Genomic DNA, 13,846 nt, shown 5'->3' with positions numbered 1-13,846 from the left:
GGGGAGCGTCATGCGGTGAACTCCTGCCGGATCTCGGCGACCATCGGTCGGTGGTTGCGCAGCAGCAGCCACGCCAGCAGCGATCCGGCCAGCGCCAGCACCGCCTCGGAGGCCAGCACGGTGACGCCCGCGGCGACGACGAGCAGGCACAGGCCGCCCAGCGCCACGCCGCGGGCGCGGACGAGGAAGTACGCCGCCAGCCGCACGGTGTCGCGGGTGCCGAACCGGAACAGTGACGCGATCACCAGCGCGTTCATGCCCCACAGCGACGCACCGGCCGCGACGGCGACCAGCGGCCCGGCCCACCAGCGCGGCAGGCCCGCCGCGTCCAGGTGGGTGAGGTTGACCGCGACGACCGCGAGCCACGCCAGCAGCGGCGCCCAGATCCGCAGCACCGCGCCGAGGTTGGCCCGGTAGCCGCGCCAGAACGCGGCCGCCGGATGCAGGTCGGCGAGGTCGGCGCGATGGTGGTGCAGGGTGTAGAGGGCCGCCGACAGGGCCGGGCCCAGCGGCAGCGCGCACGCCACCGCCAGCGGCACGTTGCTCGCGTCACGGTCCAGCAGCACCAGCGCGGCCAGGCCCGGCAGCGTGGTGACCAGCAGCAGCAGCTCGACCACCAGCAGCGTGTACACCATCGCCGCGGCCCGCGACAGCACCCCGGTGCCGAAGCGCCCCACCTCGATCCCGCTCATCGCGCCTCCAGGCCGAGCAGGCGGCGCTCGTCCCACCACGGCGGCGTCTCGTCCACGACCGGGGTGAGCTCGATGAGGGTGACCTCGTGTACGCCGAGGGTCAGGTCGAGCGCGACCCGGCCGGCCTCGACCGGCAGCGCGCGGTGGCTGCGGGCCGGTTCGGCGGCCTCGCGCAGCGCGTCGAGGTCGCGGGGGCGCGGCGAGCGCGGGCGCCCCATCTCGCACCAGGCGGTGTAGGCGTTGCCGGCCTCCTCACCGACGGACGCGCGGGCGGCATATGCCGAGGTCGTGGCAGGTGTGCCGAGGGGCAGGGACAGGCTGAGCCGGTGGCCGTCGACCGGGGTGCCGCCGGTGACGTCGACCGGGGCCCAGGCGAGCACGGTGACGCGGCCGGTGCCGTCGCGGGTGACCAGGTGGTCCTCGCCGCGGGCGAGGACGTGCTCGCCCATGCGGGCCAGGAAGGCGTACACGTGATAGGCGGGTTTCTTGATCTGCCGGTGCGTGAGCAGCCCGAACCCGCCGTGGAACAGCGACGTCGGGATGCCCGTCTCCTCGAACACGTCGCAGAACGTCCAGTACGAGAACGAGTCGGCCAGCTCTTCCCCGGCGGCGACGACCGGGGCGAGGTAGGCGGCCTGCAACGCCGTGTCGTGGATCGGGTTGTCCGGGCGGTAGGAGGTGTTGAACTCGGTGATGTGCACGGGCAGCCCGGCTAGCCCGGTGCCCGCGAGCAGCCGCCGCGGCGTGCCGAACTGCTCCAGCAGCGCCCGCGGCGGCTGCAGCGTCTGGTGTACGCCGAACGGCACGTGCTGGGCCGGGCCGGAGGTGTACGCGTGCTTGCTGACGAAGTCGACGGGCACCCCGCGCCCGGTCGTGAACTCGGCGAACGCGGTCAGCCACGCGTCGGCGCCTGGAGAGATCGCCGGCCCGCCGACCTGGAGCCCGGCGTCGACGTCCTTGACCGCGTACGCGGTGACCTCGTAAAGGCGGTGGTAGGCGTCCTGGTCGGCGTCCTGCCAGAAGTCGGAGAGGTTGGGTTCGTTCCACACCTCGATCGGCCAGGTGCGCACCTCGTCGATGCCGTACCGGTCGACGAGGTGGGTCAGGGTCGCCCGGATCAGCCGGGCCCACTCGGTGTGGGAGGAGGGCGGGGTGACGTTGCCCCGCCACCAGAACACCGTCTGCTCGCCGCTGGCCAGCCCGGAGGGCATGAACCCCAGCTCCAGGAAGGGGCGGACGCCGAGCGCGAGGTAGGCGTCGACCACCTGGTCGACGTAGGTGAACGCGTAGCGGGTGTGGCGGGCGCCGTCGTGCTCGTACGGCCGGTGCACGCCGACGCCGTCGCTGAGCAGGCCGTGGCCGCGGATGTGCCGGAAGCCGATCTCGGCCTGGACCAGGGCGAGGGAGTCCTGGTAGTCGCGGCGCAGCGCGAGGTCGAAGCGCCCGGTGCCGACGCACTCGCGCCAGGCGCCGGACAGCTGTCCGAGGGGTCGGTCGGGGACGGCGATGCGCATGGGTGTTCCTCTGCTCACGGGGCCGGTCCGGCCGCGTCGATCGGGCGCGGCCGGACCGGGCCGGCTGGTTACCGCGTCAGCTCTTGGCGGCGTAGCGGTCGTAGGCCTTGTTCACCAGCTCGAGGTAGGCGTCCATGTTCTTGCCCTTGAGCTCGGCGACGTAGGCGTCCCACTCGGACAGGTCCCGCTGGCCGAGGATGAACTTCAGCGTCATCTGGCCGACGTAGTCCTTCAGCGGCGTGTCGTACAGGGTGGCCTGCTCCTGCTCGGCGTCCTCGAACGGGTGCGGCGGCGGCACGGGCAGGGTCTGCCGGGTAGCCATCACCTTCTGGAACTCCAGCTCCTCGGCGGAGAAGGTGGACTGCAGCAGCTCGGTGCGCCCGCCGTAGGCGAACACGCCGTTGCCGAAGCCGAAGTCCTTCTGCAGGTGCTTGGTGCCGCTCGGGTTCAGCTTGACGTAGTCGACGTCGGCCGCGAGCGTGAACTTGCCCGACCCGTCCTTGTTGTAGGTGGTGCCGGGCACGCCCCACTTGGCGAACTCCTGGCCCTCGTCGGAGTACCACAGCCAGTCGATGAACTGCATCATCGCGACGAAGTTCTTGCTGTCGCGGGCCTTCTTGGAGATCATGACGCCGTTCTCCAGGCGCAGGCCGGTCTTGATCTCACCGGCCGGGCCCACCGGCACCGGAATCTTCGTGATGGTGGCCTTCGGGTTCTTCGACAGGTCGGGCCGGTAGTCGTTGACCAGGGTCTGCGCGTTGGCACTGATCACGAAGGACTTGCCGGTGGCGAGCTTCTGGCGGGCCTGGTCGTCGTCCTGGGTGAAGCTCTCCGGGTCGAGCAGGCCCTCCTTCACCAGCTTGTTGAGGTAGGTCACCATCTGCCGGTACTGGTCGGTGGCGCCGGTGAAGACGAACTTCTTCGCGGCCGGGTCCCACTGGTCGTTGTGGTAGCCCCAGCCGCCGTGCGTGCCGAAGGCCTCACCGAGCACGTTGAACAGCGCGCCACCCGGAGTGGGCTTGTGCCACCGGTCCGAGAACGGGTAGACGTTGGGGTACTTGGCCTTCATCGCCTTGAGCATCGTGTACACCTCGTCCCAGGTCTTGGGGACGGGCTGGCCGACCTCGGCGAGGATGTCGGTGCGCACGGCGATGGAGTAGTCCTTCCACACGTCCTGGTGCATGCCGGGCAGCACGTAGTACTTGCCGTCCTGCTGGCGGATCGTGTTGAGGTCGCCCTCCAGCTTCCACTTGGCGACCTTGTCCTTGAAGTTCGGCATCAGGTCGACGTAGTCGCTGACCGGCAGGATCGCGCCCGAGGCCACGAACGGGGTCTCCTGGCCCGGATAGGTCTTCGGGATGATCAGCGGCGCGTCACCCGCGCCGATCATAAGGCTGCGCTTCTGCTCGTAGTCGCTGAGCGGCACCACGGTCGACTCCAGGGTGACCCCGGTCCGGTTGGTCAGCTCCGACCAGAACAGCCACTCCTTCTTGATCGGGTAGTTCGGGTGGTTGTTGTAGAGCATCGAGAAGCTGATCGGCTCGGTGGCCTTGAACTGCTTGCCGACGGCGTAGTCGGACATGGCGCCGACGCGGTTGCCCGCGAGGTCGTTGTTCTCGGGCTCCTCGCCGCTGCACGCGGCCAGGGTCAAAGCCAGCAGGCCGGCGGCGAATGCCGCCACCCGCCGGCGGGAGGGTGCTGTCATCGCGCTGTCCCTTTCGAGGTGGGTGGGTGGAGCACCTTGCACTGCGTTCCTGGTCATCCCTTGACCGCCCCGAGCGTCACGCCGGAGACGAAGTAGCGCTGGACGAAGGGGTAGACCAGCAGGATCGGCACGACGGTGAGCACGATCGTGACCGACTGGATGTTGGCGGCGACCTGCAGGTTCTCGGTGCTCGCGCCGACCGACGTGCCGCCGGTGGCCCCGGCGATGAGGTTGCGCAGGTACACCGTGACCGGGAACAGCTCCGATCGGTCCATGTAGAGGAAGGCCGAGAACCAGGAGTTCCAGAAGGAGACCGCGTAGAACAGCACCATCGTGGCGATCACCGCCTTGGACAGCGGGATCACGATGCGCCACAGCATCCCGTAGGTGTTCAGGCCGTCGACGGAGGCGGCCTCCTCCAACTCGACCGGCAGGCTCTCGAAGAACGCCTTCATGACCAGCAGGTTGAACACGCTGATCGCGTTGGGCAGCGCGATCGCCCAGACCGAGTTCTTCAGGCCGAGGCTGGTGATCAGCACGTAGTGCGGGATGAGGCCGCCGGAGAAGAACATGGTGAACACCGCGATGCCGACCAGCACGCCGCGCCCGCGTAGCTGCGGCTTCGACAGCACGTACGCGTAGCAGGTGGTCAGCACGATCGCCACGGCCGTGGCGACCACTGTGTACACCACCGTGTTGCGGTAGTTGGTCCAGAACATCGCGTCCGACATGACCAGCCGGTACGTCTCCACGTTGAACCCGCGCGGGAACAGGCTGACCTGCCCGGAGCGGATGGCGTTCTCGTCGGACAGCGAGCGCGCCACGATGTTGAGGAACGGATACAGCGTGACCACGACGACGGCCGTCAGCACGATCGCGTTGCAGACCTGGAAGACGCGGCGGCCCCGGCTCGGCTTGGCCCGGCGCGGGCGCACCGGCTTGTGCGCGACGGTCACCACAGGCTCGTCCCCACCGTGCGGCGGGCGATGGCGTTGGCCGACAGCACCAGCGTGAGCCCGATGAGCGCCTCGAACAGGCCGATCGCCGCGGCGTAGCTGAAGCTGTTGGACAGCACGCCCATCCGGAACAGGTACGTCGAGATGACGTCGGCGGTCGGGTAGGTCAGCGGGTTGTACAGCAGCAGGATCTTCTCGAACCCGACCGCCATGAAGGTGCCGATGTTGAGGATGAGCAGGGTGACCATGGTCGGCCGGATGCCGGGCAGGGTGACGTGCCAGATCTGGCGCCACCGCCCGGCGCCGTCGATGCGCGCCGCCTCGTACAGGTTGTCGTCGATGGTGGTCAGCGCGGCGAGGTAGAGGATCGTGCCCCAGCCGACGGTCTGCCACACCTCGGAGGAGACGTAGACGGTGCGGAACCACTCGGGCCGCTGCAGGAACGGCACCGCCTCGCCGCCGAAGGCCCGCACGAGCTGGTTGACGGTGCCGTCGACCGACAGCAGCTGCATCACCATGCCCGCCACGATCACGATCGACAGGAAGTGCGGCAGGTAGGACACCGACTGCACGATCCGCTTCAGCCGGCGGCTGCTCATCTCGTTGAACAGCAGCGCGAGCACGATCGGCAGCGGGAAGCAGAACACCAGCGTGAGCGCGCCCAGCACCAGGGTGTTGGTGAACACGCCCCAGAACGTCGGGTCGTCGAGGAACATCTGCACGTAGCGCAGGCCGACCCAGTACTCGCCGAAGACGTTGCCTCCGGGCTGGAACTTCCGAAACGCGATCACGTTGCCGAGCATCGGCAGGTAGCGGAAGACCAGGAAGAACAGCAGCGGCAGCACGGCCAGCGAGTACAGCTGCCAGTCGCGGCGCACCGCCTGCCGCCAGGTGCGCCGGCGCCGGGTCGGCGGGGACGGTCGGGGCAGTGCCGGTGCCTGCCGCGGCGGGTCGATCATGCCGGTGACGCTCATCGGGTCACCTGCGAGGTCTCGCTTCGGCGGGGCTGTCCATGGCGTCCTCTCGGTCGGTGTGGCACGGCGGCACCGTCGTGTCACGACCTCAAGCCGCCACGACCCCTGAAACTTCCGGAAACATTGCGGTATCCGTGCCGGGCAACTTAAGCGGCATTCCCAACGATGTCAAGGCTTCTCAACTGCCATCCATTGCAACAGGACTGCGTCTATCGACTCCGAACCAGATGGACGGTGGTCATTTCCCCACGGGAACCGAACGTTCCAAAACGGCTCCCTTGGTGTTACAGTTCGGCCCGAAACTTTCGGCGTGTTCTCGACGGCCCGAGGAGACCGATGCCCCACTTCGATCTGCCGATCGACGCGCTCGAGCGCTACACGCCCGCCGTCGCCGAGCCGGGCGACTTCGACACCTTCTGGCAGGACACCCTCGACCGGGCCGGCAAGCACCCGGTCCTCGTCGACGTCCGGCCGCACCCCACCGACCTGCGGCTGCTCGACTCCTGGGACGTCACCTTCACCGGCTTCGACGGCGACCCGGTCCGCGCCTGGTACACCCGCCCCGCCGGGGTCGCCGACCCGCTGCCCGCCGTCGTGGAGTACGCGGGCTACGGCCGGGGGCGCGGCCTGCCCCACGAGCGTCTCACCTGGCCCACCGCGGGCTACGCCCACCTGCTCATGGACACCCGGGGGCAGGGCGACCAGTACGGCAACGGCGGCGACACCCTCGACCCGCACACCGCGCCGGGCGGTCCCGGACCTGCGGTCCGCGGCATCCGCAGCCCGCACGACTACTACTACCGCCGCCTGATCACCGACGCGGTACGCGCCGTCGCGGCCGTCCGCGCGCTGCCGGGCACCGATCCGGGCCGGGTCGCCGCCGTCGGCAACAGCCAGGGCGGCGGGCTCGCGCTCGCCGTCGCGGGGCTCGATCCGGACCTGGCCGCGGTGCTGCCCACCGCGCCGTTCCTGTGCCACCTGCAGCGCGCCGTCGAGATCACCGACGCGCCGCCGTACGGGGAGATCGCCGGTTACCTGGCGGTGCACCGGGAGGCCGAGGACACCGTCCGGCACACGCTGTCCTACGTGGACGGGGTCGCCTTCGCGCGCCGCGCCGTCGCGCCCGCGCACTTCGGCGCCGGGCTGCGCGACACGGTGTGCCCGCCGAGCACGGTGTACGCCGCGTACAACCAGTACGGGGCCGCCAACGGCCGGTCCGAGCGCCCGCCGACCACCATCCACGCCTACCCGTTCAACGGCCACGAGCACGGCGAGGCCCTGCACGTACGCCGCCAGCTGCGCTGGCTGACCGAGCTGCTCGGCTGACCGCGGTGATGAGGAAAGCCGGCTGGTGCCACAGCTCGGCAGGACGAATAGCGCTGGTGTCCGCCCACGCCGTGACCGATCATGGCTCGGTGATCGACCACGGACCGTGGACCGGCGACGACGAACGCCACAACGACGCGTGTCACGCGCGGTGGACCGGCCGGCACAACCGCAGGACCGGCCAGGACGGCTACGCGGACGCCTGGCACGACGAACAGTGCGGCGGCTGCCGCTACTGGATCGCGCTGCAAGGCACGATCGGCCAGGACTACGGAGCCTGCACCCACGCCCGCTCCGCCTTCGACGGGCGGGTCCGCTTCGAGCACGACGGCTGCGCCGAGTTCACCGAACGCGAAGACGGCTCGTTCGGATGACGCGACGTCACCGCGGCTTGCGCGGGCGACCGCTTCCATGCCACGCACGCTCGGGGTGGAACTGATGGCACTGGCGTCGGCCGTTCTCGACGTGCAGGCCGACAGCACCGGCCGCGATCCACAGACCCACGGTGTCGACCGCTCGGCGACCGTTACTGAATGCAGCGCGCCAACACAGACCTGACCACCTGCCCGAGGGCATCGTCGCTCAGGTCGGCCAGGAGGACGGTGGTCGGCTGGTCGCACTGTTCGAAACTTCCGGCCCTGTTCTTGGTAGGAGTCAGCGTCAACGTGCTGCAGTTGTCCGCACAGGCCAGCAACACGCTTTTCGCACCCTTCAAGTACGCGCGGTTCGACTTCACCCCGGCAAGCTTCTGCAGTCGCTCCATGCGGGGCTTCAGCGCGAAGTAGGCGACCCGCTCCGCATTCGGCAGTGACAGCGAGAGCGCCTCCCGGACAGCCCGGCCGACCGTCGCATGGTCAGCTCCTTCGGGCAACGCGGCCGCGTGCTCACCGATGATGCACAAGCCGGGTTCTACCTGGTCATAGCTGGTCACGACGAGATGGCCGTTGGTCAGGTCGACATGCGCATGGTGCCGCGCCTCTTGTCCTGTCACGGCCACAGCTTGCCAGCGCCCACAGCCACGGCAGCCGCCTGCCGGCCGAAGTTGCCCGTTCGCGCTGTGGCCTGTCTAGAGTGCGACCCCGGTGCCGGACACCGAGATCCCGGTGTCGGCGGCTGCGGCGATGCCGACCGTGAGCAGGCTGGGTCGGCCCATGTCGGCGCCCTGGTGCACGGCGATCGTGGCCGGTGGTGCGACCAGGCCGAGCTCGCGCAGGTAGCCGCCGAACGCGGCGGCCGCCGCACCGGTCGCGGGGTCCTCGACGACGCCGCCCGGCGGGAACGGGTTGCGGGCGTGGAACACCTCGGCCGACTCCCGCCACACCAGGTCGACGGTCGTCCAGCCGTGCCGGGCCATCAGCTCGCCCAGCGCGTCGAAGTCGTAGTCCAGCTCGGCCAGCCGCCGCCGGCTCGCGGCCGCGATCACCGGATGCCACACGCCCGCGTACGCCACGCGGGGCGGCAGCGCCGGGTCGAGGTCGTCAGCCGACCACCGCATCGCTTTCAGCAGCGCGGCGAGGTCCTCGTCGGCGAGCGGCGCGGTCCGCGGTGTCACGCTGGTCAGCGTCGCCGTCACGGTCCCGGCCGCGTCCTGCCCCGTGCGCACGTCGACGGTCCCGGCCCGGGTCTCGAAGGTCAGCGGTCCGGTGCCGTGGCGCTCGGCGTACGCGACGGCGGCGGCGATCGTCGCGTGGCCGCAGAACGGCACCTCCGCCAGCGGGCTGAAGTAGCGCACGTCGAACCGGCCGCCGCCGCGCGGGGTGAGGAACGCGGTCTCCGAGTAGCCGACGTCGGCGGCGATGCCCAGCATCGTGGCGCTGTCGAGCCCGGCGGCGTCGAGGACCACGCCGGCCGGGTTGCCGCCGGCCGGGTCGGTGCTGAACGCCGCGTACCGCAAGATCTCCATGGCCCGACCGTAGCCGCGGGGCAGGGCAGTCCCCCACGGCCAATTCGCGACCGGTGGCTCCCCGGGTCCACCCGTACCCCGGTATCAGGGCTGGATGGCTCCCGGGTACGACGACAGCCGTGGCCGCCCGCGGCTAGGGTTCGCCGGGTGGAGAGCGAGGTGAGGCGGCCGCGGGGCGGACAGGTGCTCGCCGACCTGCGGCGGCTGGCGTTCGGGCCGGACTTCCCGCCGGCCGGCCCGCCGTGGCGCCGGTGGGCGCGCGTGCGGTCGTTCGCCGTGCCGCTGCTGCTGCTGGCGCTGGCCGGGCTGTCGGCGGCGGCCGGCGAGTACCTGGCGGACAACCGCTCCCTGTCGGGCAGCTCTACGCTGGTACTGGCAGTGGCCGGTACGGCGCCGGCGGCTCTGGCGCCGTACCGGCCGCTGTGGGCGTGGCGGCTGGGCTGGCTGGCCCTGTTCATCGGCACGGCCGGGTTCACGGGCACCGAGTCGTGGCCGTGGAACCCGGTGCAGATCCTCGCGTTCCTGGTGGTGCTGTTCCTGGTCGCGGTGCGCGCCGATCCCGGCGTGGCCGCCTGGTGCTTCCTGCTCGGCCTGCTGCCGGTGTGGATGTACGTGCCCCACCGCGCCAACGGGTGGGGCGTGACGGTGCTGTTCACCGCGATCCTGCTGGTCGGCGACCAGGTGCGCCGCCGCAGGCGCAGCCAGCAGGAGCTGGCGGTGCAGGCCGAGCGCAGCGAGCTGGAGCAGGCCCGCCGGGCGGTGCTGGAGGAGCGCACCCGGATCGCCCGCGAGCTGCACGACGTGGTCGCGCACTCGATGTCGATGATCGCGGTGCGCGCCGAGACGGCCCCGTACCGGCTCGGCGACCTGCCCGCGTCCGCGCGGGAGGAGTTCACCGAGATCGCCGGGTCGGCGCGGTCCGCGCTGGACGACATGCGCCGGCTGCTGACCGTGCTGCGCCAGTCCGGCGACCGGGCGCTGACCGCGCCGCAGCCGGGCTTGGGCGAGCTCGCCCAGCTCGTCGAGGACGCGCGGGCGGCCGGGGTGCACGTCACGCTCGCCGCGGACGTGCCGGAGGGAGCGGTCGGCGAGGCGGTGGCGCTGACGGCGTACCGGATCGTGCAGGAGGCGCTGGCCAACGCGGCCCGCTACGCGCCGGGCGCGCGAGTGCAGGTGTCGGTGCGGGGCGAGCCGGGCGCGCTATCGGTGCGGGTGGGCAACGGCCCGCCGGTGGGCACGCCCGAGCGGCCGGCGCGGGGCGGGCATGGCCTGGTCGGGATGCGGGAGCGGGTTCTTATCCTGGGCGGCGAGCTGTCCGCGCTGCCGACGGGCGACGGCGGGTTCGCGGTGACGGCCCGGCTGCCCCACGAAGGAGTCTCTTGATCAAGGTGCTGATCGCCGACGACCAGGCCATGGTGCGCCAGGGGTTCGGCGCGCTGCTGTCGGCCCAGCCGGATCTGGTGGTGGTCGGCGACGCCGCGAACGGCGCCGAGGCGGTGGCCGAGGCGCGCCGCCTCGGCCCGGACGTGGTGCTGATGGACGTGCGGATGCCGGTGATGGACGGGCTGGAGGCGACGCGGCGGCTGGCCGGCGGCGAGCGCCCCAAGGTGATCATCCTGACCACGTTCGACCTCGACGATTACGTCTACGAGGCGCTGCGCGCCGGGGCCAGCGGGTTCCTGCTCAAGGACGCGCCCGCGGCCGACCTGGTGCACGCGGTGCGGGTGGTGGCAGGCGGCGAGGCGCTGCTGGCGCCGTCGGTGACGCGGCGGCTGATCGCCGAGTTCGCCGCGCGGCCCCGCCCGGACCGGCCCCGGCCGGTGTCGCTGGCCTCGCTGACCGCCCGGGAGACCGAGGTGCTGCGGATGATCGCACGCGGGCTGTCCAACCAGGAGATCGCGGCCGGGCTGGTGCTGGCCGAGCAGACGGTCAAGACGCACGTCAGCCGGGTGCTGACCAAGTGCGGGCTGCGTGACCGGGCCCAGGCGGTGGTGCTGGCGTACGAGTCGGGCCTGGTCGCGGCGGGCGAGTAGCGGCGCGGCGTGCTGCGGCGCCGCCACCCGCCGCCGGCTCAGGCGCGGGTGATCCGGACCGCGTCGGCGATGACGTAGCCGGTGCCGGTGGTCCACCGGCTGACCCCGACGACGTTGGCATCGCCCGCGGCCAGGTGGAACACGCCGAGCGACACCCAGCGGCCCCCGTTGGCCCGCTGGTTGACCCGCACGGTCTGGTTGCCGCTCGTGGTGGCCACGATGTACGGCGTCGAGTCGTTGTAGCCGGCGTTCGCCGGATACCAGACGGACACCTCGTAGTCGGCGGTCTGCGGGATGTTCACCTTGTACCAGGCGGCGTCGCCGGCCAGGACCGGGTCGGCGAACCGGTAGTCGGCGCCGAACCGCTCGGCGGAGTAGCCGGACGTGCCCCACGCGGCGCTCGCCGTGAACCGGCCCGCCGTCGTGTTGTCCACGGTCGTGCTCCACGCCTGCGCGGTGGAGACGAACCCGATGCCGTTGGGCACCGCCCGCTGCGCGCCGTCGGAGGGGGCGTTGCGCACGGACACGGACGTGGCGCCGGGCATACGCGCCACCAGGGTGCTGGAGCCGCCGCCGTCGAGGTTGATCGCATCGTCGGCGCCGAGCGACTTCATGTAGGCGGCCAGCTCGACGTAGGTCATGCCGACGCTGGCGGTGGTGCGGCCGTCGACGACGACCAGCCACATCGTCAGGCCGTCGGCGGAGAACCCGACCGCGGTCCGGGGGTTCTTCGGGTGCGCGACGGTGGTGGCCACGCCGTCCTTGACCAGCACCAGGTTGCCGCCGATCGCGACCTGCGCCCCGGTGCCGCCGCGCGGCGCGTAGCCCACCGTGACCGCGTTGCCGACCGCGAGGCCGGCCAGCGCGTCGGCGCCGGCGTTCACGCCGAGCACGACGACGGTCCCGTTGGCGACCTTGCCACCCGGGGTCGTGCTGACCTTGCTCACCTTCCCTGCGGTGATCTCGATCTCGCGGGCGCGGGTGGCGCCGTCGAGCACCTGGCTGCGGGGCTCGTCACCCCACAGCGGGTTGTACACGCCGATGCCGTTCGCCGCGATGTTCGGTGAGTTGAGGTTGGTGGCGGTGAGCCTGGTCCCGCCGGGAAGGGTGATCGTGGCGTCGAGGAAGATCTGGGCCAGACCGCCACGGCCGGCGTACACGGCCGCCACGTTGTTCCAGCCCGAGGCGGGGCCGTTGACGAGCGTGCCGTTGTCGAGGCCGATGCCGCAGGGGGCACCCGTCTCCCCGATGTCGAAGAAGTCGCCGTTGACGGCGGCGATCGCCCCGACCCGGTTGGCCTGGGTGGTCAGGGCCGCGGTCGCGCCGACGGTGCCGGGGTTGAGATACCGGGGCTTGAGCGTCGGCTCGGTGAGGTCGGCGGTCAGGATGTTGACCCGGTTGGGACCGCTGGTCGAGGTGCTGGTCAGCGTCAGCCCGGGGGCGAGCACGGTCGTGGCGAGTGTGCCGAACTCGGATGTGACGGCGGCGGCCCCGGCCGGGGCGGCCGGAACGCCGGAGCCGGTGAGGGCGATCAGTGTGGAGAGCAGGAGGGCAACAGCTGGTCGGCGCATGGCGGCTCCCGGTGAGGACGGGGGTGGCGGCCACCCATCGGTGATCTTCGGTGCCGCCGAGTGAAACTATTCAACCAGTGATGTTCCGTTGAGGAAAGATACCTTCATCGATCGGCTGCCTCGGCCGCGTCGACCCGCACGGCGGCCGTCGTCATACCGTCGTGGAGGGACACCGCCATGGGGGTACGCGGGTAGCACCCGGGATCGGCTCCGCGGAGTGACGCGGGCACGGCAGCCGCCGCCGCACGGTGTCGGCCATGCGTACCCGAGTGATACAGATGGGCGTGGCCGGCGCGGTCGCGCTGGGACTGTTCGCCCCGCCCGCCGACCCGCCGCTGCCGTCGCCGAGCGGTTTCGCGGCCGCCCGCGCGGCGATGGAGGCCGCCGGGCAGCCGTACGCCGGCTGGGCCGCGGCCGGACGCCGGTTCCTGCTGTTCGACCGGGCCGGGGACGGCTTCGCCGCCGAGGTGCTCGGCGACCTGGCCACCGCCGACCGGATCGTGGTGCTGGTGCCGGGCGTCGGCACCACGCTGGCCGACTTCGACCGGGGCCTGGGCGGCGTCGCCCGGCGCGCGCCGGCCGTGCAGGCCCGCAACCTGCACGCCGAGCTGCTCCGCCAGGACCCGGACGCGCGGGTGGCGGTGGTGGCCTGGCTCGGCTACGACCCGCCGGACGGCTGGGGCCTGGCGGTCGCGACCGCGGACCGGGCCATGGCGGGCGCGGCGGCGCTGGACGGGTTCGTCCGGCGGCTGACCGCCGAGCGTCCGGCCGCGACGGTGGCCCTCATCGGGCACAGTTACGGCTCAGTGGTGCTGGGCCTGGCCGCAGCCGGGCTGCCCACGCAGGTCACCGACCTGGTCGCGATCGGCAGCCCCGGCATGGGCGTGGATTCGGCCGCCGAGCTGGGCACCACCGCCCAGGTCTGGGCCGGCCAGGCAGCCGGCGACTGGATCCGCCGCGTCCCCGGCGTACGCGTGCTCGGCCTCGGCCACGGGCGGCACCCCGCCGACCCGGCATTCGGCGCCCGCGCCCTGCCCGTGGACGGTGTCGACGGCCACGACGGCTATCTCGAACCCGGCACGCCCACCCTGACCGCGCTCGCCGCGATCGTGCTCGACCGGCGCTGAGTGCGATGCCGACCACCCCGGCGACGTCCGGCCGTGCCGTGAGCA

Annotated in this window: 13 protein-coding genes; 5 read left to right on the top strand and 8 right to left on the bottom strand. The window is 71.7% G+C overall.

Going from position 1 to position 13,846, the window contains the following annotated elements; genetic code table 11:
- Window positions 1-8 precede the first annotated feature (8 nt).
- The 5 genes from AB0J67_RS14675 to AB0J67_RS14655 form a co-directional block, all read right to left on the bottom strand.
- Window positions 9-692 carry a DUF624 domain-containing protein gene (locus AB0J67_RS14675; protein WP_363481643.1) on the bottom strand — a complete coding sequence of 228 codons (684 nt, stop codon included), beginning with the start codon at window positions 690-692 and terminating at the stop codon, window positions 9-11.
- Window positions 689-2,206 (bottom strand): xylan 1,4-beta-xylosidase, encoded by a 1,518-nt coding sequence (locus AB0J67_RS14670; protein ID WP_363481640.1) that lies wholly within the window; start codon window positions 2,204-2,206, stop codon window positions 689-691. Before AB0J67_RS14670 ends, AB0J67_RS14675 begins: the two co-directional genes overlap by 4 nt.
- 76 nt (window positions 2,207-2,282) lie before the next feature.
- Window positions 2,283-3,911 (bottom strand): extracellular solute-binding protein, encoded by a 1,629-nt coding sequence (locus AB0J67_RS14665; protein WP_363481638.1) that lies wholly within the window; start codon window positions 3,909-3,911, stop codon window positions 2,283-2,285.
- 53 nt (window positions 3,912-3,964) lie between these two features.
- On the bottom strand, window positions 3,965-4,867 hold the full coding sequence (locus AB0J67_RS14660) for a carbohydrate ABC transporter permease (RefSeq protein ID WP_363481635.1): 903 nt from the start codon (window positions 4,865-4,867) through the stop codon (window positions 3,965-3,967).
- Window positions 4,864-5,841 (bottom strand): ABC transporter permease subunit, encoded by a 978-nt coding sequence (locus AB0J67_RS14655; protein ID WP_363481632.1) that lies wholly within the window; start codon window positions 5,839-5,841, stop codon window positions 4,864-4,866. Before AB0J67_RS14655 ends, AB0J67_RS14660 begins: the two co-directional genes overlap by 4 nt.
- A 336-nt stretch (window positions 5,842-6,177) precedes the next feature.
- Between AB0J67_RS14655 and AB0J67_RS14650 the strand changes: the two genes are divergently transcribed.
- Both AB0J67_RS14650 and AB0J67_RS14645 read left to right on the top strand, forming a co-directional pair.
- The gene (locus AB0J67_RS14650; RefSeq protein ID WP_363481629.1) at window positions 6,178-7,167 is read left to right on the top strand and encodes an acetylxylan esterase; all 990 of its coding nucleotides are present in this window, start codon (window positions 6,178-6,180) and stop codon (window positions 7,165-7,167) included.
- 89 nt (window positions 7,168-7,256) lie between these two features.
- Window positions 7,257-7,541 carry a DUF3027 domain-containing protein gene (locus AB0J67_RS14645; protein WP_363481626.1) on the top strand — a complete coding sequence of 95 codons (285 nt, stop codon included), beginning with the start codon at window positions 7,257-7,259 and terminating at the stop codon, window positions 7,539-7,541.
- A gap of 152 nt (window positions 7,542-7,693) precedes the next feature.
- Here AB0J67_RS14645 and AB0J67_RS14640 read toward each other — a convergent pair whose 3' ends face one another.
- The gene (locus tag AB0J67_RS14640) at window positions 7,694-8,158 is read right to left on the bottom strand and encodes a hypothetical protein (RefSeq protein ID WP_363481623.1); all 465 of its coding nucleotides are present in this window, start codon (window positions 8,156-8,158) and stop codon (window positions 7,694-7,696) included.
- Between the two features lie 75 nt (window positions 8,159-8,233).
- Window positions 8,234-9,070 carry a PhzF family phenazine biosynthesis isomerase gene (locus AB0J67_RS14635; RefSeq protein WP_363481620.1) on the bottom strand — a complete coding sequence of 279 codons (837 nt, stop codon included), beginning with the start codon at window positions 9,068-9,070 and terminating at the stop codon, window positions 8,234-8,236.
- Window positions 9,071-9,217: 147 nt separating this feature from the next.
- On the opposite strand from AB0J67_RS14635, the gene AB0J67_RS14630 reads away from it, so the two are divergent.
- Window positions 9,218-10,453: a sensor histidine kinase gene (locus AB0J67_RS14630; protein ID WP_363481617.1), complete on the top strand. Its 1,236-nt coding sequence runs from the start codon at window positions 9,218-9,220 to the stop codon at window positions 10,451-10,453.
- On the top strand, window positions 10,450-11,103 hold the full coding sequence (locus AB0J67_RS14625) for a response regulator transcription factor (RefSeq protein ID WP_363481614.1): 654 nt from the start codon (window positions 10,450-10,452) through the stop codon (window positions 11,101-11,103). Before AB0J67_RS14630 ends, AB0J67_RS14625 begins: the two co-directional genes overlap by 4 nt.
- Window positions 11,104-11,141: 38 nt before the next feature.
- Here AB0J67_RS14625 and AB0J67_RS14620 read toward each other — a convergent pair whose 3' ends face one another.
- Window positions 11,142-12,674 carry a phosphodiester glycosidase family protein gene (locus AB0J67_RS14620; protein WP_363481612.1) on the bottom strand — a complete coding sequence of 511 codons (1,533 nt, stop codon included), beginning with the start codon at window positions 12,672-12,674 and terminating at the stop codon, window positions 11,142-11,144.
- 257 nt (window positions 12,675-12,931) lie between these two features.
- Here AB0J67_RS14620 and AB0J67_RS14615 point away from each other — a divergent pair, with 257 nt between their 5' ends.
- Entirely contained in the window at window positions 12,932-13,801 is an 870-nt protein-coding gene (locus AB0J67_RS14615) for an alpha/beta hydrolase (RefSeq protein ID WP_363481608.1), read from the top strand.
- Window positions 13,802-13,846: the final 45 nt, after the last annotated feature.

The sequence above is a fragment of the Catellatospora sp. NPDC049609 genome (assembly GCF_040675365.1).
Lineage (GTDB): Bacteria > Actinomycetota > Actinomycetes > Mycobacteriales > Micromonosporaceae > Catellatospora.
The sequence above is the reverse complement of the archived record's forward strand: the minus strand, read 5'-3'. Positions and strand labels throughout refer to the sequence as shown.